The sequence below is a fragment of the Pseudoalteromonas sp. JC28 genome, assembly GCF_013319255.1.
In the GTDB taxonomy this organism is placed as follows: domain Bacteria; phylum Pseudomonadota; class Gammaproteobacteria; order Enterobacterales; family Alteromonadaceae; genus Pseudoalteromonas.
This window is the reverse complement of the sequence record NZ_QOKX01000003.1, coordinates 390,665-411,488: the sequence shown is the minus strand read 5'-3', so window position 1 is coordinate 411,488 and position 20,824 is coordinate 390,665. Positions and strand designations below refer to the sequence as shown.

General features: G+C 42.2%; 18 protein-coding genes. 8 read left to right on the top strand and 10 right to left on the bottom strand.

Annotation, left to right across the window (positions count from 1 at the left end; genetic code table 11):
- Nucleotides 1–43 precede the first annotated feature (43 nt).
- Genes DS891_RS09525 through DS891_RS09510 form a run of 4 tightly spaced genes read right to left on the bottom strand, consistent with a single transcriptional unit; the run spans nucleotide 44 to nucleotide 3,171 of the window.
- On the bottom strand, nucleotides 44–1,297 hold the full coding sequence (locus DS891_RS09525) for a HAMP domain-containing sensor histidine kinase (protein WP_174169650.1): 1,254 nt from the start codon (nucleotides 1,295–1,297) through the stop codon (nucleotides 44–46).
- Nucleotides 1,297–1,989, bottom strand: coding sequence for a response regulator transcription factor (locus DS891_RS09520; RefSeq protein WP_174169649.1), 693 nt, complete (start codon nucleotides 1,987–1,989; stop codon nucleotides 1,297–1,299). The genes DS891_RS09525 and DS891_RS09520 overlap by 1 nt, the downstream gene beginning before the upstream one ends.
- Before the next feature lie 8 nt (nucleotides 1,990–1,997).
- Nucleotides 1,998–2,369: a DUF3019 domain-containing protein gene (locus DS891_RS09515; RefSeq protein ID WP_102058272.1), complete on the bottom strand. Its 372-nt coding sequence runs from the start codon at nucleotides 2,367–2,369 to the stop codon at nucleotides 1,998–2,000.
- Nucleotides 2,370–2,379: 10 nt separating this feature from the next.
- A complete protein-coding gene (locus tag DS891_RS09510; RefSeq protein ID WP_010603906.1) occupies nucleotides 2,380–3,171 on the bottom strand; it encodes a MipA/OmpV family protein in 792 nt (263 codons plus the stop codon).
- Between the two features lie 246 nt (nucleotides 3,172–3,417).
- On the opposite strand from DS891_RS09510, the gene DS891_RS09505 reads away from it, so the two are divergent.
- A complete protein-coding gene (locus DS891_RS09505; RefSeq protein WP_102058273.1) occupies nucleotides 3,418–4,575 on the top strand; it encodes a serine hydrolase in 1,158 nt (385 codons plus the stop codon).
- Nucleotides 4,576–4,621: 46 nt separating this feature from the next.
- Here the strand turns inward: DS891_RS09505 and DS891_RS09500 are convergent, their stop codons facing one another.
- Entirely contained in the window at nucleotides 4,622–7,657 is a 3,036-nt protein-coding gene (locus DS891_RS09500) for a TonB-dependent receptor (RefSeq protein ID WP_174169648.1), read from the bottom strand.
- Nucleotides 7,658–7,993: 336 nt separating this feature from the next.
- On the opposite strand from DS891_RS09500, the gene DS891_RS09495 reads away from it, so the two are divergent.
- From DS891_RS09495 to DS891_RS09485, 3 genes are all read left to right on the top strand, one after another.
- Entirely contained in the window at nucleotides 7,994–10,051 is a 2,058-nt protein-coding gene (locus DS891_RS09495) for a winged helix-turn-helix domain-containing protein (RefSeq protein WP_254605785.1), read from the top strand.
- A 68-nt stretch (nucleotides 10,052–10,119) separates the two neighbouring features.
- Nucleotides 10,120–10,593 carry a peroxiredoxin gene (locus tag DS891_RS09490; protein WP_174169646.1) on the top strand — a complete coding sequence of 158 codons (474 nt, stop codon included), beginning with the start codon at nucleotides 10,120–10,122 and terminating at the stop codon, nucleotides 10,591–10,593.
- Between the two features lie 280 nt (nucleotides 10,594–10,873).
- Nucleotides 10,874–11,620, top strand: coding sequence for a phytanoyl-CoA dioxygenase family protein (locus tag DS891_RS09485; RefSeq protein WP_174169645.1), 747 nt, complete (start codon nucleotides 10,874–10,876; stop codon nucleotides 11,618–11,620).
- A 59-nt stretch (nucleotides 11,621–11,679) separates the two neighbouring features.
- Here the strand turns inward: DS891_RS09485 and DS891_RS09480 are convergent, their stop codons facing one another.
- From DS891_RS09480 to DS891_RS09465, 4 genes are all read right to left on the bottom strand, one after another.
- Entirely contained in the window at nucleotides 11,680–12,087 is a 408-nt protein-coding gene (locus DS891_RS09480; protein ID WP_174169644.1) for a hypothetical protein, read from the bottom strand.
- Between the two features lie 12 nt (nucleotides 12,088–12,099).
- Nucleotides 12,100–12,516 (bottom strand): hypothetical protein, encoded by a 417-nt coding sequence (locus DS891_RS09475; RefSeq protein ID WP_010603900.1) that lies wholly within the window; start codon nucleotides 12,514–12,516, stop codon nucleotides 12,100–12,102.
- Between the two features lie 880 nt (nucleotides 12,517–13,396).
- Nucleotides 13,397–13,837: a GNAT family N-acetyltransferase gene (locus DS891_RS09470; RefSeq protein ID WP_217448622.1), complete on the bottom strand. Its 441-nt coding sequence runs from the start codon at nucleotides 13,835–13,837 to the stop codon at nucleotides 13,397–13,399.
- A 164-nt stretch (nucleotides 13,838–14,001) separates the two neighbouring features.
- Nucleotides 14,002–16,746, bottom strand: coding sequence for a methyl-accepting chemotaxis protein (locus DS891_RS09465; RefSeq protein WP_174169642.1), 2,745 nt, complete (start codon nucleotides 16,744–16,746; stop codon nucleotides 14,002–14,004).
- A gap of 197 nt (nucleotides 16,747–16,943) precedes the next feature.
- Here DS891_RS09465 and DS891_RS09460 point away from each other — a divergent pair, with 197 nt between their 5' ends.
- Nucleotides 16,944–17,669: a YebC/PmpR family DNA-binding transcriptional regulator gene (locus DS891_RS09460; RefSeq protein WP_010375669.1), complete on the top strand. Its 726-nt coding sequence runs from the start codon at nucleotides 16,944–16,946 to the stop codon at nucleotides 17,667–17,669.
- A gap of 70 nt (nucleotides 17,670–17,739) precedes the next feature.
- Here DS891_RS09460 and DS891_RS09455 read toward each other — a convergent pair whose 3' ends face one another.
- On the bottom strand, nucleotides 17,740–18,558 hold the full coding sequence (locus DS891_RS09455) for a hypothetical protein (RefSeq protein ID WP_217448612.1): 819 nt from the start codon (nucleotides 18,556–18,558) through the stop codon (nucleotides 17,740–17,742).
- Nucleotides 18,559–18,729: 171 nt separating this feature from the next.
- Here DS891_RS09455 and DS891_RS09450 point away from each other — a divergent pair, with 171 nt between their 5' ends.
- From DS891_RS09450 to DS891_RS09440, 3 genes are all read left to right on the top strand, one after another.
- Nucleotides 18,730–19,656, top strand: coding sequence for a hypothetical protein (locus tag DS891_RS09450; RefSeq protein ID WP_102058280.1), 927 nt, complete (start codon nucleotides 18,730–18,732; stop codon nucleotides 19,654–19,656).
- Between the two features lie 131 nt (nucleotides 19,657–19,787).
- Entirely contained in the window at nucleotides 19,788–20,249 is a 462-nt protein-coding gene (locus tag DS891_RS09445; RefSeq protein WP_010603894.1) for a GNAT family N-acetyltransferase, read from the top strand.
- Nucleotides 20,239–20,610, top strand: a complete 372-nt coding sequence (locus DS891_RS09440) for an SH3 domain-containing protein (protein ID WP_010603893.1) — start codon at nucleotides 20,239–20,241, stop codon at nucleotides 20,608–20,610. The genes DS891_RS09445 and DS891_RS09440 overlap by 11 nt, the downstream gene beginning before the upstream one ends.
- Nucleotides 20,611–20,824: the final 214 nt, after the last annotated feature.

The following is a 20,824-nucleotide window of genomic DNA, read 5'->3' as shown; positions in this document are numbered from 1 at the left end:
GCGGTGAACTGTAGCACTGCTTACCACAGCTTCAGAGTTAACGTTACTTTTGCTGAGTCTGTATCAGCGAAACAGTGATTTTGGCCCCGCCCAGCGCGGGGCTTTTTTGAATTACGATGGTACCACCAAAACGAGTGACTATACGTTGCACAAAGGCTAAGCCAATTCCATACCCTGATTGTGATTGAGAATCGTCGCGATAAAATGGTAGTAACACTTTGTCTCGAACCTCGTTACTTATACCTATCCCGTCGTCTTCAATAATAAACTTAACCTTGTCATTATCGACTCGGGTTTCTAGTGATATTTTAGCGTTGGCATATTTTATCGCGTTAGATAATAAGTTATTGATTAGCATGCGTAAGTACTGACCTTCACCGATTATCCAGCAAGGTTTTGACGAAAGTTTTAGTGTTAAGTCATGATGGTGGGCGTTATTGGCTAACTGGTGAGCCATCGCATTCAAGTCAACAGGCTGAAGTTCCACGTCGTCAAGGCGGTGCTGCAATCTTGCGTAATCTAAAATAGCATCAATCACTTGCTCCATTTCATCAAGGTTTTGGTTGATCCTATCTTCGTACTGTGCCCGCAGCTCATCATCATGAGTTTCAACCAGTGTGTCTAGCCCCATTCTTACCCTTGCAAGTGGCGTACGTAGTTCATGAGAAAGTCCGCTGCTTAATAGCTTCATGTCAGTCATTAACCCGGCTATTTGTCGTACCATTTGATTAAACGCTTGCTCAATATCCTTTAAGTACCATACCGTACCGACTTGCACGCGGGCGTTGAGTTCGCCTTTACCCAGCTGATGTGCGGCATTTTTGAGCTTTAACAGCCTAGCAATAAATGGGGATAAAAAGGCGACGACAACAATCAGAACGATAGTGTAAAACAACAAGGTCATGAGCAGGCCATATTTAGTCTGAAATTGCTTCGGCATTGTCAGGATGTAGATATTATCTTGGCTTGTAAGTATGCAAGCGCTTACTGATGATTCGCTTTCGAGGTAAATAAGTCGCTGTTGTGAGAGTGTGCTGCTTAAGCTCGCAGGGAGTGGATAGTCGGCCCTTGGTATAAGTTGAGCGGTTATTGTTTGGTGCAGTGGAAGCGCAGTAATTTGTGACTCAGGTATGTTGTCTTTAGCCATTGCGGCAATAATTGGTGCGGTTGTGCTAAGTGGATCGTAATGCGCTTCATTACTCTCGGAGGATGCGGCGATAAGCTTATCAAACACCTGACCTGTGATAACGCTTGTAAGCGTTAAGATGGTCAGTAAAGCAAACACAAAGCGCCACATTACCACACGTCCTTCGCCAACTGATATCCTTTACCCCATACCGTCTTTATTTTAAATGGGTTTTGGCCATCATCACCTAGCTTCTTTCTCAGTCGTGAAATACGCAAATCTATAGAGCGGTCAAACCCATCATAATCAAATCCTCTGAGTGCTTTAGTAAGCTCATCTCGGGTAACAATTTGTCCGGCTTTACTGGCAAGCACCCAAAGCGCATCAAACTCATTGCTGGATAAGTTAACTGGCTGCTTTGCAAGGGTAACGTTCCTATCTTCTTTATTAATGTAGAGTGTGCCAAACTCAAGTGTTGCTTTGGGCGCTTGGTGTTGAGGTTGATGACGCCTTAATAGCGCTTTGATACGAGTTTCTAATAACCGGCCTCTTACAGGCTTTTTGAGGTAGTCGTCAGCCCCCATTTCTAAGCCGATAATTTCGTCAATTTCCTCATCCCGTGCGGTGAGCATTAATATTGGAATGCTGAGCGACAGACGCAGTTGCTTGCAGACTTCAAAGCCATCTAAACTTGGCAGCATACCATCTAAAATCACCAAGTCGGGGGGAGAGGCTAAAACGTGCTCCAGCCCGTCTTGACCATCATGATATAGCCGCACTGAAAATCCTTTGGTAGAGAGGTAATCACTCAGCCACTGGGCCAACTCTTTATCGTCTTCTATTAGGACTAACTCGGCTACCACAACTACTCCTAGAAAAGTCGCCAACGCACGGCGTTACTTTTTTGTTGTTTAAACACCCAAGCATATTGCAGAGCATAGCTTGCGAGAATATCCTTGTTATCTTCTAAGGTAATGAGCAAATCTTTCTCAACTAAAATCTCGCCTTGCCAACTCGCGGTTTTTTGCTGCTGCCAACAAACCAGCTCTTTTTCATCGGCATGGAGACAAAAGTTACCGGTCACAGAGGTTTGCCAGGTCACTGAGAGGTCGATAAAACATTGCTGACCTTGTTCGAGCGCAACACATTGCCCTGGTTTTACGGTCCATACGGGGACCTTAATTTCTTCTTTCGCTTGAGTTTGCATAGCGAGTAGGGCTAAGCCAAATAGTCGTTTTTTCATATTTAGCTCCTTAAAATACGTAGCTAAGTGACAGGCCAATGCTTTCACCGTGCTCAATTCTATCGTTAAAACTGACAATTGCTTTAGTGATAGGGCTATCCATAATACCTGATGCATATTTGGTGTAGCTGACGTGGCCATCGACTATCCAATTTTCTGTTAAAGCTCGTGAAAATCCGAGCTTTACCCCAAGATTAGCCCCACCTTTGGCATCGTAATCTTTAAATGGTGCGCCACCGTAGTAATAATCTAACATGGCCGAGTTTCGGTATTGTGCACCGACTGCGCTATAAAAGTGCCAGTTTTTGTATTGCCAAGGCTTAGAGATCCATAATGAAGCGTAGCGACCATCTGAATAATCTGAGTTAATCACTTTTGGTGCAACAATAGCTCTAATTTGTAAGCCAAATACATTCCCTGTAGCTCTTACCCCAAGATAAGACGAAGTGTTTAGCTCATAGCGAGTCCCGCCAAAACGGTAATTTATTCGCCCATGAGCGGTTGAGAGTAGGGCATCAAATTCCCAATTTTCTGTTTCATAAAACTGATAACCGAGTGCAAGTGCTGGGTCATACTTCTCAGCGCGGCCTGGAAACTCGACAAATAGACCATTACTAAAATAGTAGGCGCCATGTACAGTGGGCGAAAGCGAGGTCTCGGCATTATTGTAAATATCGCTGTTGTAATTGATCCCGTAACCAATGGCCAAATAGCCGTGACCTTCTTTTTTTGCGTCAGTGCTTTTGGCCTGCGCTGCACTTGCGGCCATAAGTGAGGCTGCAATCAATAAATGTGTTTTCATAGCAATTTCTATTAGTTATTAATTTGCTAGTTACTGTAGTGAGTGTAAGCGAGTATAGCTGTATCGACTTTCTGCAAGTTGTATCGAATTGTATCAAGCTTGTTCTGGCCTTCCATAATGGTCTGACATTATGCATGAAAATAAAGGAAGTCGTTACTGTTTGATACATTTTGAAAAAGTCAGAGACAGCATGGCGTACATACCTTAGTTATTGTTTTATCACTTAAACGAAACGAGGTATTTCTCATGAGAACACTAAAACTGGTCACATTATTGTGTGGTGGACTGTCGTTATTTGGCTGTAATGATAGTCAGTCGACGTCTAACCCTAAACCGAGCCCTGTCTCTCCTCCCGTAGCCGAAGTTGATTTTCAAGCGATGCTCGAACAAAGTGTTGAAGCGGGTATCCCTGGTATTGTGCTCTATATTGACTCGCCTACGCTTCAATTTTATGGTGCTGCAGGGTTAGCAGATAAAGAAAATACGATACCCATGACCACGGACGCTAGGATCCCAAATGGCAGTGCGGGTAAAAAAGTAACTGCGCTCTTAATGGCGATGTTGCATGAACAACAGTTATTAGATCTAGATGCACCGATAAGTGACTATTTGTCTCACGAACTTTTACAACAGATAGAAAACAGTGACGAAATGTATGTTCGGCAGTTACTCAATCATACGGCTGGATTATATGATTATCTCAATGATGCTAACGGTGAATTTTTTGCTGCAGTATTACAACAGCCAGACTTAATAAAAACGGACAGCTTTGCACTGCAGTTTGCTCTCAATCAAGACGCCAATTTCAAACCCGGAGCTGCGTGGAAATATTCTAATACTGGATATTTATTGGCGGGTCTAATTATGGATAAAGTTTTGGGGGAGCATCACTCAAAGGCGATGCGTGAGTATATCTTTGAACCATTTGGCTTAAGTAGTATGAGTTATGGAGGGATCGAAAAGGCGTTTGGTGAAATTGCATCAGGGTACTTTGTTGATGATGAGGGCAATGAAATTAATACGCAACCTTACTATGCCAATATTGGTGTGGCTGATGCACCGATTGTATCGACGGCTAAGGATCTTGGTGACTTATTTAAAATCATGATAACGAGCCCAGATATTCCCGCTAATGTGCGTGAGCAATTGCTAGGAGAATCCGTATGGGTGGATACTGATGTCACCGGACAGCAATACAGCATGGGTATCTTTAGTGAGCACGTCGGAAATGAACCTGTTTATCATCATAACGGTGCTGAGATTGGGTATGCGACGTTAAATTGGTATCTGCCGTCAAAAAACATGGTTATGAGTGCAATTATTAATTGCCAAGGCTACAACCAATGCAATGCAGAGATTGACAAAATCTCAGATAAGTTACGCGATACACTTTTTGGTTTGTAAAGATAAGGGGCTACTCAGTGGTAGCCCCTCGGATCAATGCAGAAGTCTAAAACTGGTATTTTGCTCCAATAAACGCAAAACGGCCAACACCTGAGCCATAGGCGCTATCAAAATTACCTGTACCGCCGACGATGAACGGACCTTTTTCGTCGAACAGGTTATTCACACCACCATAAACAGAGAGAGTGCGGTTATCGCCTAGCTCCATGCTGTAGTTTACCGTTAAGCTATGAGTCGTTACTGATGGCAGTGCACCTTGCCATAGGGGCTCTGGATTGGCTATACAGGTTGTTTCGCCTGTTGCACAGCGTTCATTATTCTTCTCGATAGCAGCTTGCCAGTCTTCATATCTCGAACGGCTGGCTTCCACTGCACCTTTATATTTTGTGCTAAAGCGTACACGCCAGTCATTCTTATACCAAGTTAGTGAAATAGCGCCTTTGTCTTCAAAGATATCGGTGCTGAGGTAGCCTTCATAAAGGTCTTCGTATTGTCCATCAGGACCCGTACTGGTGATTGAGTATTCGATAACATGTGTCCAGTCTGCTTTCACCTTAAAGCTACCGTAGTCGCTAGCGTCATACACATATTCGAGTGCGATGTCGTAACCTTTAGTGCGGATCTCATCGGTATTAATGACACGTTGATTAACTTCATAAATCTGGCCTTCTTCATCGCGTTTAACATCACGACAAAACTCGTTACCGTCACCGAATTCCATTGATGATGCATAACAGAACTTAATGATGTCTTCGTTAGCAAGTGAGCTTACCGCATCATCAATTTGAATGTCGTAGTAATCTAGCGCAATTCTAAAATCCGGTGCAAAGGAAGGCGCTAAAGATAAACCAATGGTGATGGTATCTGCGGTTTCCTCAAACAGCTCGCTATTTCCTGAGTTGGGTGAGTAGCCGTTATTTTCGTCTTCAAAAGTACCGTCAGCGGCGATAGCGGCTTGTATTCCCGCATCTTTGCGGCAGTTGTCGTGGCCTGCATCTGTTGACGTCGCGGTAACACCATCACAGATATCATCAAAGCTATCATAGTCTCCACGAGGTGGTGACATTAGCTCTGTTATTGTTGGAGCTCTCATTGCTCGAGCCCAATTAGCACGAATAGAGTAGCCTTCGATTGGTTCGTAAATGAAACCTGCTTTGTAGCTTTGGATTAATCCCGTATTTGCCCAGCTGTAATCTGCAATACGTGCAGAGACCTCAGCGCTAAGCGATTTTGCCATTGGCGCGTCTTTTAATAGCGGTAACGATAATTCACCGAAGATTTCACGAACGCTGACATCGCCTTCAAATGTGGGCACATAGTTAAACGTTACGCCACCATTTGGCACGTTGGTCGATACGCTCTGTGTATCTTTTCGATATTCAAAACCAAAAGCTGAAGCAACGGCGCCTGCTGGAAGTTCAAATAAATCACCAGTAATAAAGCCAGAAATAGTCACTTGGTCTATATCAGTCGTAATAGCGGGATTAGCGCGAATATAATCCGCCGCTTCAGGTGTGATCGAGCCTTCGCCGAAAAGGTTGACTGGTACACAGCCTTGGCTACGTGCTTGCTCATCTTTACACTGAACCGTACCATCATCAAGGCGTTCAGCATTTAGCGCTTGTTTGACTCGTGCAACGTAAATTTCGTTACTGCGGGTTTGCTCTTGCTTAAATTTGCCGTAGCCAACAGAAACGTCCCACTCCCAGTCATTCCAAATATAACCACGTAACCCACCCCAAGATCTGATAGTTGTTCTCTCATTACTAGTGATTATATTTCCCACTTCGGTGAATAGCCGATCCCACTTCACGCCTTTGGAGCTAGCCTCTGCACGAATTGCTTCTGGCATATAGGGGTTATCATAAGGAATCCGACCCATACAGTCTGAGCCAAATTGACTGCTATTTGGATCATAGGTAACAATCGCATCACATTCATCCTCGCTTTCAGGCGACTTTACGTTGCGCGAGGTATTTCGGCTGTATTGCATTTGAAAGTAAGCTTCAGTACCCGAGTCAAACTCATACTCTGTTTTTACTGCCGCAGAGAGGTCTTTGTCCGGTACTCTCAACATAGTGAACTGGTTGATGTGGATACCATGGAGCTCTTCTTGCCAATCGTCGCGTAAGGTTGTGCCATCATACCAAAAACCTGAGTTTGGCTTAGTGCTACTTGACTCATCAAATACACCACCAGGGATAGAGTCGCTCAAACTAGTCCATTGTGATTTATCAATATCTTTCATGCAACGGTAAGCGCTTTTGGTATCTGGATCGTAGTTTGCTGTGAGCATTACATTGCACATACGATCATCATCATAATCCCAGCTATCTTGTTGCTGAGCACGTTTCCTGTCCCAGTAGCTCAATCCTTTTTCTTCGTCGTATGAGGTACTAATGAAAAGGTAGCCTCTGCCATCATGGTAAGTTGTGCCGTAGTCCGCACTTATTGTGTATTCCTGAGCGCCACCTTCGGTACTTTCACCGCCTCGGGCACTAAATGTTGCCCCTTCCTGGTCTTGTTGAGTAATAATATTAACGACACCTGCAATGGCATCGGAGCCATACGCTGCAGAAGCGCCTCCAGTGATAATTTCAACTCGCTCAACCATACCTTTAGGGATGGTTGATAGGCTGACATAGTTACCCGAATAGCTGTTGGATACGACTCTTCTTCCGTCGATCAAAGTCAGTGTTCGGCTAACACCCAATTCGCGCAAGTCGATAGTTGAAAGTCCGGTATTTTGCACACTGCTTTGCGAGTTACCATTACCGGTCCCCTCACTCACTTGGGGCATTTCTTCAAAAAGAATATCTGAAAGCGAACCTAAACCTGCATCATTTAGCGACTCGGCTCCCATTGTGGCGATAGGGGTTGACACTGAAAAGCTATCACGTTTGATGCGAGAACCGGTGACGACGATCTTTTCTAGTGATTTATCTTCATTTTGTGCTTTAACTACCGCATTATTTTGTTCAACTTGCTGACGGTCGATTTGTTGCTCTTCGGCAGTTGCCATATTGCTGCAGGCGAGCGCGATAGATAGGGCGAGTAATTTAATATTATTGTTAGGTGACACGGGAGTCCCTCTTTTTTAATTTCTGATTGTTGTTTATTTTTGGGGCTTGAAGAAAGAAGTACGTATCTTATTGTGCTGATTAAACTACAAAAAAGTACGGCTTCTCATTTTACCCATTGTGACTATCGCTAATGTTCACGCAATAAATTCGACATCTATTCTTTGACGTTTTTATCTCTATTTAATATCTATTGAAAAATAAGTATTAAATTCAATTGTTTATATTGTTTTTTGAGGGTGGGAGTGAATTTCTATCATGATGTTTATCGCGTTAATTTTGTCTTTTGGTCGCTAATTTAGGTATGATTTACATCGTGTTTACTCATGGTTGGAAAAATGCAGCACAGCGCGACTTATCAGTTACTACATGTCAATATTGATCCGGTTGGGCATATACTATCCAGTAAAGGACAGGTATGTTGCGTGCAACCAAAATTTATTGAAGTGCTGACGGTACTAGCGCGTGCTTATCCGAACGTTGTTGCGAGAGAAGAAATAATAAAAGAGGTTTGGGGAGGGAATCTATTTGTTGGAGAGAAAGCACTTACCAATGCCATTTGGCATCTTCGCAAAACTTTCAAAGCACTGAGTAGCGCCAGCGAAGATGGGCGTGACAAGGAAGATTACGAAATAATAGAAACGATAAGAAAGTCTGGATATAGATTAAAGATTGAACCCATTTTTATAGAAGCCTGCGATACACCCACTAAGCAAAGCTCGACTTTATCGACGCAAGCAGTTGGTGTTGTGGCAATATTATTGATTGTATTTATTGCCTTTCTTTATTTTCAAGTTTTCCAGCCTAAGCAACAACTTGAAGAAGTAACAGACTTCCCAGGTCGTGAGTTATTTCCTAGCACCTCTCCGGATGAACGATACTTGGCATTTGCATGGCGTAAGTTTGGGAGCCATGCAGGGTTATATTTAAAGAACTTACTGAAACCAGAAGCCCCTCTCAAGGCGCTAACTGATGGTCCTGAAAATGCATCCGTGTCAGTATGGAGCCGAGATAATCAAACTTTATTTTATATAGAGAAACATGCAGGGAAATGTACCATCAAGTCGTTACATGTAGTGACGGGTAAAAAGTCAAAAATAGCAAGCTGTGTTGCAGACATAACAACCGTTTTAACTTATTCCGCAGAGAAAAACCTCCTTGGATTTATCGCCAAGCAGCCAGCTGGTAACCCAAAAGTAACCTTATTGAATTTAAATGATAAAACAGCAACTGAGTTGGGCTGTGAGTTAGATTGTCAGGGGAGTGAGCTTGAGAGCATAGCTCTTTCACCCGACGCCAAGCAAATAGTGATTAGTCGAAACCTACCCAATGGGCTTGAGAATTTATATTTAAAAAGTCTAGAGACTGGGAAGGAAGTTACTCTACTAAGCGGGCATGACGATTTACGGGGAATAAGCTGGCATCCAACTGATGATTATTTAGTTGTATCATCAATTGAACATGGTGCTCGTACGGCATATAAACTGGCGCTCGATGGTAAAGTGTTAGGGACGCTACCATTTGATGGCCTAAGTTACCCAAGCTTTAGTCGTTCTGGATATTTGTATTTTCATGATTGGAATATTAATACCTCCATTATGAAGCTTGACCTTAATGCGCAAGTTGCCAGTTCACCCTTTCCACTACTACAGTCACAAACTAGTTTTCGTTATCCCAGTTACTCATCGGTATCGGAGCGTTTACTTTTCGTGTCCAATCAATCAGGATTTGATGAAATCTGGGTTTCTAATTTGGAAGGTGATCAACGAAAACAGCTGACTGCGCTTGGGCTACAGGCAATGCATCCTGCTTGGTCCCCGGATGGTACTAAAGCGATTTTCACGACAAAGTCACATAAAGGAAGTCAACTTCAACTTTTGGACATGGTTACTCAACAAGTGACACGGTTAGAAACAGGGCTTAAATATCACGGTAAACCCAGTTGGTCTCAAGATGGCAGCTCAATTTATATTTCTGATGGTAATAATGTATTTCGCGTTTTTGTTGATTCAAAAAGCGAACCAGTGAAGTTAACGGCGGGCACCACCGTAGTTGAACATAATGGGGTGTTGTATGTATATAAAAGCGAACCGCAAGAAATGTGGCGTATGGAGATTACAACTGGAGACAAAACGCTTTTATTTAAAAATGCACATTTGGCCTCAAGTGCAAGTTGGTCTGTTTCTGATTCAGGGCTCTATTATTTGTATGTTCAGCGTGGTGATTTTCGTATTAGCTATTTTGACTTTGCCAATAATGCGCACAAAGATATTATCCGAGTTCCAGAGCGCAGCTTTAGCCGAAGTCGCGGTCTTACATACATAGCAGAAAAACAATGGCTGCTATTTACCGGTTATGAAATCCCGCAAGTGGATATAAAACGAATCCAAATGTAGCACTAATAGTGACTTTTGGTTAAGTAACAAAATATAGGCATTTAGCCCTAATTTTAAGGACGTAAACAATGATTGAAGTTGGAAAAAAATTACCACATGCAGAGCTGAGCGAGCTCACCTCTGACGGTATGATTTATCATGAAGTAACGACACTTTTTTCAGGTAAGAAAGTTGTACTTTTCGCAGTTCCTGGTGCCTTTACACCAACTTGCTCAGCATCTCATTTACCTGGTTTTGTCGTGAATGCAGATAAGTTTGTTGAAAAAGGTGTTGATATTATCGCATGTATATCAGTAAACGATGCCTTCGTAATGAAAGCTTGGGGTGATGCACAAAATGCAGAAGCAATTATGATGCTTGGAGACGGCGATGCAAGCTTTACCAAGGCGTTGGGGCTCGAAATGGATACCGTAGCATTTGGCGGTGTGCGTTCGCAGCGTTACGCTATGATTATTGAAGATGGTGTTGTGACAAAGCTCAATGTAGAACAACCTAAGCAATTTGAAGTAAGTAAGGCTGAAGTCATTTTAGACGCGCTGTGATTGCAAAATTTAAAAGCTAGAGTCAAACAGCGAAGCAATCAGCCTGCAATCCGTAAATGATGCTTTAAAACTAAATGTTCTAAGGTTGAAGCCAATTGTTTCATGACTCTTGCAGCAATATTACCTTGTTTATATCACCAGATAAACCCCATGATATATGATGTTGGTAATCCAAACCTCAGGTTAAGCACACTCCATAAATGGAAGAGTACGATATGAGGCAACATGAAATTGGTTTAGTTATCGGAGAGTTTTCTGCAATGTCAGAGGTCGATAAGTGATGGGAAAGTCGGTTCATAATTTTGATGAGTGTGGTTACGTTCTAAAACCCAAGTTTATATCCTCCACTGAGCTTAATAAGATAAAGCAGGTTGTTTTAGCATTCCATCGAGCCTGGCAGAATGATAATAGTGACTTTTATCAAAATAAGGCAGTCAATTCTGCTTATCTTACCGCACCAAAGTATCTAGACGAACAGCAAAGGCTTGTCCTTTTTAAATTTATTGCCTCTGCTTCACTCTTTAAGCTCGCGTCAACGATATTCACGCGTGAGTTTGGGTTTATGAATACTCAACTATTCTTTAATCCCGTGAATGCAAGCCAACTAAATTATTGGCATCGAGATCCTCAATATCATTTAACCATTGAGGAGCAAAAACAAGCATTGTTGTTGGGGCCTGAAGTTGTTCATTTTCGGTTAGCATTGGAAGATGAACCAGGAATAGAGCTGATCCCGGGTACTCATAAACGTTGGGACTTACCTCAAGAGCTAAATGTCAGGTTAGAACAGGCAGGGTATCGAAACCATAACAATCTACCTAACAGTGAGGTTATAGCGCTAAAGGCCGGAGATCTTCTTGTATTTTCAGCCAATATGATACATCGAGGTGTGTATGGAAAAAATCGTTTAGCATTGGATGTGTTGCTATGTGAGAAGCGCCCAGAACTAATGACTTTTATGAGAAATGATTGCCTGCCAAATAGTATGCAGCTTGCTGAAGTAGATTACCCCAATTTATTTTCTTAGTTTGGTAAATAAAAATGAAGCTTTATATGAATGCAAAGCTTCATTTTTATCCATTGACACTATCTAGAACGATTTCCAGTTCCATACAAAGCTTGTGCGCATTCGTTAGTGTCTTTCCAAGTTCCATCTTTGTATAAAACTCGGGTTACGCAAGCTCTAGCATCTCTGAAACTACTCGAGTCTCTACCGTTATCTTTAAACTGACAGTATTGTGTTGTACCACAATCCCAAACGCCTGTAGCGGACGCACTGTAGTTCCATCTAACCTGCTCAATCGGTTTTGTCGATTGAAAACGGAAGCTTACAGTAGGCTTTGGTGACATAACATCATGAGTTACACACATATCTTGCCACTCTTGTGGGGTACTCGTAGGGCTAATTACACATTGTACACTTTCTGAGCTTGAGGCGTGGCCTGAAAAGACAGAAGTCGTGAGAAATAACAAGGCTGATATTGAAAATTTCATACGCATAACCCCTTAGAATGGATTGCTTGACTGCTTTGAGTAATGCCCATTAGCGCAATGGTTTGTATTTTCCCACGTCCCATCTTTATAAAGTACTTTTGTTACACAGGCCGAAGCATTGTAGAACAAATCGTTATTTTGTCTGCCATTATCGCGGAAGCTACAGTATGTACTGCTACCACAGTTCCAGCTCCCTGTAGCGGATGCACTATATGACCAAACCACATCTGCAACATCTTTGTCTGCAATGAATCTAAATGCAACGGAGGGACGGTCTGTGTTAGCCATCGCTGAACAGAAGTCGGGTTCAAAAAACTGTTGTGTACTAGTTCCACCGATCAGGCACTCAACGTGTGCTGCTTCAGCTTGCTGTGAGTAGGTAGTTGTAGCGAGTAAAAGTAGTGTGCTTGAAATTATCGTTTTTTTCATTTTTATATTCCTTATAATTCAAATTATTATTGGTTTGTGATGAGCTCTAGAACCTAGAACCTAAGTTATAAATCGCAGTTGCGCATTCGTTCATACTTTTCCATGTGCCATCTTTGTAAAGTACTCTGGTGACACACGCTGTTGCATCTCTCAAAGGTGAGCTGTCGAGCCCATCATCATAAAAAACACACTCAGTGCTTGGACCACAGTCCCATCTACCAGATAATGGTGTGCTGAAACGCCACGTCACATGCTCTACAGGTTTGGATGGTTCAAATTGAAAGCTTACGTAGGGTCTCGAGGATGTTACTCTTTGGCTCCCACAAAAATCGGGTTTCATTTCCTGAGGGGTACTCGTAGGGCTTACAGCGCACAGCACTTGATCTGCTAGTGCATTAGTCGAACAAATTGCTAATCCGAATAGAGCGGAAGTAAGTAATAACTGTTTTATCATTTTTTCTCTCCTTGTTTTTGTTTTGTTACATTTATTTTATTTTGTGTGCGATTGTCAATTTAACTTTAATTACATAAATTTGATTGGGTTGGTTTTTGTACTGAAAAGCGGGACTTTAGATTGAAAAATAGCCAGTTTAAAGATGGAGATAAATTTTATTGTGCTTCTTATTTAAATAGTAAATGATTGTAAATGGTCAAAGTTTTTTAACGATCAAGAGATGGCCTTAATGAAAGTGATTAGCTCGGGTTACTAATACTTGCCAAGCAAACAGCTTTAGTGCGTTTACTTTCAACTGCTCGTTTACTGTATGTAATGTGATTGTATCGATTTCTCTGATTTAAATATCAGTATGCTAGGTGTTTTCTAAGTGCTCTGGCTAGACAAAGATAAATTATGGGCCCGTTGCGTAGGCCCATATTTGAATTAAGCTGACGTTAGAAGTCGCATTCGTAGGATTGGGTAAGGCTTTCCCATATCGTCAGTTGGTGAGCGCTCATACACTTCAAAACCTTTTGCTTCATAAAAGCCGACGGCTTCTGGGTTTTGCTCATTGACATCAACAAACTGCACATTTTGTGTTTCAAGCGCAAAGTGAAGCAGCTCAGTTCCGACACCTTGTCTTCTGCTCTTATCGAGTACAAATAACATTTCGATTTTTCGGTCATGTACACCGATAAAACCGACAATATTCGCGTCGCTATTTTTTACACAGTGCAGTGTAACGTTTGGAAACGCCTGTTCAATAATAATAGGTTTAAAATAAGCGATATCCGCCTCAGTGATAAAATCATGAGTGGCTCGCACAGAGTCTTCCCAAACAGCCAATAGTTCTTGGTGATCGCTTGGTGTAACTGGACTTATCATCATTTTTCCTTTTGTTTAATAAAACAGTCCAAATGGGTAAAGCGATAAACAAAAGGAAGATTGGCCAGCGGGACGAGCATAACATACCCGATGCATTAAGGGTACAACGGGTATATTCAGATAAATTACTTGTATGTGGTTGTATAGATAGTGCGCGCCCTTAACTATTCATCTAGTTGAAAAAATGCAACTTGATCGGTAAGTAGTTTGGCTTGATTTTCCATATTTCTACCTGAACGAGATGTTGTTTCAACCAGAGTAACGTTCTGCTGAGTAATATTATCCATTTGCGCGATGGTGGTGGAAACCGCAGCTATCCCTTCAGCTTGCTCTTTCCCAGCGTTATCTATGTCAGCCACCATTTTGCTCACCTCGGCAATTGATTGCATTAGCTCATCGAAAGTCGTGCCAGACTCGTATACAAGTTTGCTGCCTTGCGCCACAGCATCAACGCTATTTTTGATCAATGCTTTGATTTCACGTGCCGCTGATGCACTACGTTGAGCAAGGTTTCTTACCTCTCCGGCAACCACGGCAAATCCGCGTCCAGCCTCACCAGCCCGGGCTGCTTCAACGGAAGCATTGAGTGCTAAGAGGTTGGTTTGGAAAGCGATTTCGTCAATGACACTGATAATGTCAGAGATTTTCGTGCTGTAAGATTCGATTTTACCTACTGCGGAAATGGCATCATCAATCGATGCTTTACCTGAGTGTGCTTTTTCTCTAACAATAGTCGCTTTCTCTGCGGCATTACTTGCGCTACTCGCATTCTTTTTAACCGTAGCGGTAAGCTCTTCCATAGTGGCGGCGGTTTCTTCTAAGCTAGCCGCTTGATTTTCAATGCGGCTATTGAGTTCTTCGTTGTTATTCGCGATTTGTTTAGCCACATCAAACACTTGCTCTGCACCATTGTTTATGGTGTTAACTAAGTCGCTTAATTTATCGAATAAGCCGTTCATCGCTTGTTGCAGCACCGAGAACTCGCCACCTAAGTGGTGGGTGATCCTATGTCTTAAATCACCTTGTTCCATTGCCAAGATAGCATTTTTAATATGTTCAACCGCTTGTTTTTGTTCTGTGATATCCGTTGCATATTTAACGACTTTAAAGGGACGGCCTTGTTGATCGAGGATAGGGTTATAAGACGCTTGGATCCATACCTCTCGACCTTGTTTTGCCAATCTTAAGTATTGTCCTGAGTCGAACTCACCTCGGTTGAGCTTTTGCCAAAATTGCTGGTATTCAGAGCTAGTGGCCTGTTCGTGTGTAGCAAAAATACGGTGATGTTTACCTTTGATTTCGTCAAGTGAGTACCCCATCGTATCTAGGAATGACTCATTGGCCCATAAAATAGTACCATCCATTGCAAACTCAATGACGGCTTGTGACTTACGAATGGCTTGAAGCTGACCATCAAAATCAGCAGCAGTGGCCTTTTGCTCGGTAATGTCCGTTGCGAACTTAACGACTTTTATCGGCTTGCCTTGCTCGTCTAAAATTGGGTTGTAGGTGGCACTAATCCAGATTGCTTTGCCACCTTTGCCGAAACGGTGAAACTCTCCGGCTTCAAATTGGCCCTGTTTTAAACGCTGCCAGAATGCTTTGTATTCACTGCTTTGCGCGTAAAAGCTGTCGACGAACATGCTGTGATGCTTGCCAATGATTTCTTCTTTCTTGTAGCCCATAACAGACAGGAAATTTTCATTTGCTTTTAAAATATTACCTTGCAAATCAAACTCGATAACAGCTTGCGAGCGATTGATGGCTTTGAGTTGTCCGGCAAAGTCGAAAGACGCCAGTTTTGCTTGAGTAATATCGGAGGCATATTTGACGATTTTGTCCAACTGGCCATTTTCGTCATAGATGGGGGTATACGTTGCTTGGATCCACAGAATGTTTCCTGATTTGGTTAGGCGTTTAAACTCACCTGATTGATGTTTACCTTGTCGTAAAGCGTGCCAAAAGTCTTGATATTCGCTGCTCTCAGCTTCTTCTTGTGCCACAAAGAGTCGATGGTGTTGACCTTGTATTTCACTTAATGTGTAACCAACCGCATTTAAAAATAGCCTGTTTGCAGTCTTTACGTTGCCGTAAGGGTCAAACTCAATAACGGCTTGAGTTTGTTTGATGGCATCAACTTGCCCTTGAAAGTCAGCGGCTTTTGATTTTTGTGCGGTGATATCTGAGGCATATTTTACGACTTTGATAGGTCTATTGTGTTCATCAAAAATTGGATTATAAGTGGCTTGGATCCATATCGTTTTACCTGATTTTGTTTGCCTTGCGAATTCACCTTCAAAAAATTCGCCATTATTTAAGCGTTGCCAAAATGCTTGATATTCCTCACTGGCTGCGTAGTCATCCTTAACAAACAGACTGTGATGCTTGTCTTGTATTTCTTCTAAGCTGTATCCCATAACGGACAAAAAGTTGTCATTCGCGCTCAGCACTTTACCGTGCATGTCGAACTCAATAATCGCAAAGGACGCTGATAAAGCTTGTAAATTTGCACTCATGTTGGCAATGTTGGTGAGGTAATGACCGATGTCAGTCGCAATAACTAAAATTCTGCCTTCTTGAGTACGTGATAGCTCCAGTAACAACTTCTTTGGTTTGTTGTCATTCGCTGTATTGAAAGAGAGCTCAACCTTTGCATGTGCTTGGTGCTCAAGTTTAGCTAGTCCACGCTTAAGTACGGCGGCATCTTCTGAGGTGTGACATATAAAAGCGAGTGACTTCAGCTCGTGGGTAACTGGGTATTCGAGTAAACGGTTAAAGGCTGGACTAACCTGAAAAATATCTGTTTGATAATCCACTTCTAAGTAAGGGGTTGTTGCCTTAAAGTGTTGAAATAGCGCTGTATCTTGTCCATCTTGCTTTTTTGCTTTTCCCAAGCCAAACGTAATCATATATAAGCCACCCGTAGCGGTAAATTTTAACAATATTAACTATAGTAAAGTTGCTTAGGTCCGCCACAAAATAGCCGCAAAACAAGCATATAATCGTGCGACTTAAAGCAAATTACCATCACGGATAATAAGGGTATAGCCGTAACTCAAATGTCTTGGTAAAATCTTCGCCAATTTTTATAAAAACGAGCATTAAGATGGGCAGAGCATTTGAAGTCCGCAAAAACGCCATGGCAAAAACGGCGGCGGCAAAAACAAAAGTAAACTCAAAATACGGAAAAGAGATTTACGTTGTTGCTAAAAATGGCGGCGCAGATCCTGAAACGAACTTGTCACTACGTCGTTTAATCGACAAGGCAAAGAAAGATCAAGTTCCTGCACACGTTATTGATAAAGCAATCGAAAAAGCGGCAGGCGGTGCAGGTGAAGATTACACGCCAGCGCGTTACGAGGGTTACGGTCCAGGCAACAGCATGATCATCGTTGACTGTTTAACAGACAACATGAACCGTACTATCAAAGATGTTCGCTTACCGTTTACCAAAACTGGTTCAAACTTAGGTAACCCAGGTTGTGTGGCGCATATGTTTGACCACTTTGCAATCTTAGGATTTGCAGGTGATGACGACGAGTCAGTTTTGGAAGCGCTAATGATGGCTGATGTTGATGTTACTGACGTAGAAGTTGAAGACGGCCAAGTTTCTGTTTTCGCACCTCACACTGAATACTTCAAGGCGAAAACTGCACTGACAGAAGCGTTTGAGGGGATCACGTTTGAGGTAGACGAAATCACTTGGGTGCCGCAAACTCACGTAGAAATTGAAGATCCAGAAGCAATCGAGACATTCGAAAAGCTAATCAATATGCTTGAAGATGTGGATGACGTACAAAACGTTTACCACAATGCGATTGTCAAAAGATAAGCCGCTTATCGATATAGCGCGGCATATTGCGCAAATAGTTAAGGCCGACATCGTTCGGCCTTTTTATTGCCTATGCTTTACACCTCGCGACATTAGTTTTTATCATGGCAACAGGAAACAATAATAGTAGCGTTTGCGAACCAATATAGATGACCCAATTAACGTGCCTTGCAATAGGAAAGTAGCCATCCCCTTGGTTTGCGAACAGCCAAAATTGACCGATAACAGCATCCGCTAGCATTGCTAGGATAAAGCCGCTTGCAACTGCGTAGTTGGCTTTTTCGTTGAATTTAACGTTTTGAATAATAAGACAAAAACCAAATACACCGAGCAAGGTCACTAATAAGCTATAACTTGCGCTCAACAGCAGGGAGTATTGGCTTATCGTGGGTAGGTACATCATTTGATAGCTAAGCGACGATAACGTAATAGACACCACAACCAATACGGTCGCGGTTGCTAATGTTAATGCAAATTCCCGCCTTAAAAACCGAATAAGCAGTCCAAGTAAAAGCCCATAGCCAAGGGCAAAAAACCAAATGGAGTCGATCAAGTAGTCATGCCTTATGGTTTGATCTTGACGATGATAAAGCTCAAAGAAATTGAAGTTGACGATATCTCCGCAAGTACATAAGAGCAGGGCTATCCAACAGAGTTTTATGTCTTTGTGCAAACTGCTGGGGCTAGTAGCCAAGCTTGTTTTACGAACATGCCACCCTAATCGCAGCACAAGAAGTAGTACGGCTGATGGTAAAATCCATTGAAATAAGGCTTGGTGACTTTGCCAAAGTGGGCTGCTGCCAAGCAATGACGTAACCGTTGCAATGCCAAGTAAAAGCAATGTGATAGGTTTATAGTGGACGGTTTGCAGTATATTATTCACAGTCATTCCTTGTTGGCAATTATGACAAGCTGTTTAGAGGCTCGTTTTTCACCTTATGCAAAGTGTAATAATTATCTGCGTAATTGCCTCTTGCTGTATCAATTTACAGTACAATCATTTACAGTATTTGTCTTGCAGATCTATTACATTGCTACTTTTTATAAGGGTAACTCGTTCATGTCTAATCTTAAACTCAATATAGCGCTTTCATGCTCAGTTCTTGCATTGGCTTTTTCTGGGTTTAATGTCATTCAAACCAAATTAGCAACCTCTCCTGTGGCAACGCACGTGTATCAGAGTCCTACTCAACAGCCTCACTATAATGCAACTCAGTATACGCAGGGCACTCAGATTTCAACTGACGAGTCTGAACAAATTGCTCAGTTAATGGCTCGGATCAATAAACTTGAAACGAGGTTACAGGCGTTGTCGATGGAAAAATCAGATTTACTCTCTGAGCAGGCGCCGGATGAGTTTGAGTCTTTAATCTTCTCTTTGATAGAAAAGCGTGAACAGCAGAAAATCGACGAGATGAAAGCAGAAAACCCCATTTATGGCTTTTATGAAGACTTACCCGAAGACTACGAAATGCGGATAAAAACTGATCCTGAGTACGCAAGTCAAATCAGCAACGACTTAAAACAGAAAATTCTAAATAACAGTTTACCGGCGGCAGAACGTTTAGCGGCAATGAGTCAGCTGCAAATGAACATGTTTATGCTAAATCGCAATGAATTAGAGCAATATGATTATCAAGCAGTAGAATCTATCCTCAATATGACGCATAACATGAGTGATGAAAAGTTGAGGCTACAAGCGCTTGAGCTCGTGTCGCGTACACCTATCGTTGATGAGCGTTTATCACAGTCATTCGTGAAAATGCTAGAGCAAGAGCCTAATGATTACGTGAAAAGTCTCGCAGCAGAAGGATTGATGTCACAGTACTTCCAGTCCGGCGCCGATCCAAAGCAGCAGCAAAGGATCGCACAAGATTTGCTGTCTCTCTACGAAAATGCATCGGATCCTAAGGTTAAAGCCATCCTCAAAAACTTGATGGGCGATGAGCGTATGCTAGAAGAGCTAAAGCGCCAGTCTAATGGCTGACGTACATTAAGGCTAACTGAGTGAGAAGCTGAGCTTTACCAAACTTTAGTACTTTTAGTAATAGTTGCACTTGGGTGTTCAGCTTAATCCTCGACTCTAGTTAATTAATACCGAAAATCAAGGAATGATAAATGCAAATCGTTGCACTTGATGCGAGTTTTCCATCGCTTGATACATTAATAGCAGAAATCGATGCGCTGATGAATTCGCTATACCCTGCTGAAAGCAACCAGCTATCGGCATTGCAAGAGTTATGCTCACCTACTGCGCATTTTATTGGCATTATCCAGCATGACGAGATCATTGCTTGCGGCGCAATCGTCGAAAAGCATCATGATTGTCTCTATGGTGAGTTGAAAAGACTGTATGTAAAGCCAAATCATCGCGGTCTTGGTTTATCAAAAGCAATCTTGTCCGAGTTAATCGCTTTTGCAGATAATCGTCAATATCCAATGATACGGTTAGAAACCGGAGTTAAGCAACCAGAAGCCCTCAGGTTATATGCGCAGTTTGGTTTTATCGAAAGAAAAGAATTCGGTGATCACAAATCGGATCCGCTGTCTGTCTATATGGAGTTAAAACTTGGAAAATAAGCAGTTAGATATCGAATACGAAGTAATCAAGGAACATATCAATGAGTTTCCGACCCCCATCACGTTTAAACAAGGTGCGAGATTGATCGTTGGTGAAGAATATGAAGGCGAAGAGGGGTGGGACAATTGGTTTTTCTGTGAAACTGAGGAGCAAGTGTCTGGTTGGGTACCTGCTCAAGTGTTTCGCTTAGTCAACCCCAAACAAGGTGTTGCATTAATGGACTATACCGCTCAGGAACTATCGGTAGTTCAAGGTGAACACCTGTTGGGGCATAACCAACTCAATGGTTGGGTGTGGTGCTCAAGCAAACAGTCTGAACTGCAAGGTTGGGTGCCACTTCGTAATCTAACACCAATCTAGCGGATGTTGCTTTTTAGCAACACCTCTCTTTTTTCTCTGCTACTTTTTTAAAATACTTCTGTTTTTCGTCAGTTTCCTGCTCACTCCGTCACTTTTATAGCAATTGCTTTGGGATGAAAACCTATTTTAATGTGTTGATTTTTAATTATTTTTATTTGTTTTCTGATTTTTTAGGAAAGATAAGGAAAAATTTTCGATATTTTTATAAAAATTT

Bases quoted from the DNA above. Each gene is read 5' to 3' on its own strand.
- DS891_RS09525 (WP_174169650.1), bottom strand. From the start codon at position 1,297: ATGTGGCGCTTTGTGTTTGCTTTACTGACCATCTTAACGCTTACAAGC.
- DS891_RS09515 (WP_102058272.1), bottom strand. From the start codon at position 2,369: ATGAAAAAACGACTATTTGGCTTAGCCCTACTCGCTATGCAAACTCAA.
- DS891_RS09510 (WP_010603906.1), bottom strand. From the start codon at position 3,171: ATGAAAACACATTTATTGATTGCAGCCTCACTTATGGCCGCAAGTGCA.
- DS891_RS09505 (WP_102058273.1), top strand. From the start codon at position 3,418: ATGAGAACACTAAAACTGGTCACATTATTGTGTGGTGGACTGTCGTTA.
- DS891_RS09495 (WP_254605785.1), top strand. From the start codon at position 7,994: ATGCAGCACAGCGCGACTTATCAGTTACTACATGTCAATATTGATCCG.
- DS891_RS09490 (WP_174169646.1), top strand. From the start codon at position 10,120: ATGATTGAAGTTGGAAAAAAATTACCACATGCAGAGCTGAGCGAGCTC.
- DS891_RS09485 (WP_174169645.1), top strand. From the start codon at position 10,874: ATGGGAAAGTCGGTTCATAATTTTGATGAGTGTGGTTACGTTCTAAAA.
- DS891_RS09480 (WP_174169644.1), bottom strand. From the start codon at position 12,087: ATGAAATTTTCAATATCAGCCTTGTTATTTCTCACGACTTCTGTCTTT.
- DS891_RS09475 (WP_010603900.1), bottom strand. From the start codon at position 12,516: ATGAAAAAAACGATAATTTCAAGCACACTACTTTTACTCGCTACAACT.
- DS891_RS09470 (WP_217448622.1), bottom strand. From the start codon at position 13,837: ATGATAAGTCCAGTTACACCAAGCGATCACCAAGAACTATTGGCTGTT.
- DS891_RS09465 (WP_174169642.1), bottom strand. From the start codon at position 16,746: ATGATTACGTTTGGCTTGGGAAAAGCAAAAAAGCAAGATGGACAAGAT.
- DS891_RS09460 (WP_010375669.1), top strand. From the start codon at position 16,944: ATGGGCAGAGCATTTGAAGTCCGCAAAAACGCCATGGCAAAAACGGCG.
- DS891_RS09455 (WP_217448612.1), bottom strand. From the start codon at position 18,558: ATGACTGTGAATAATATACTGCAAACCGTCCACTATAAACCTATCACA.
- DS891_RS09450 (WP_102058280.1), top strand. From the start codon at position 18,730: ATGTCTAATCTTAAACTCAATATAGCGCTTTCATGCTCAGTTCTTGCA.
- DS891_RS09445 (WP_010603894.1), top strand. From the start codon at position 19,788: ATGCAAATCGTTGCACTTGATGCGAGTTTTCCATCGCTTGATACATTA.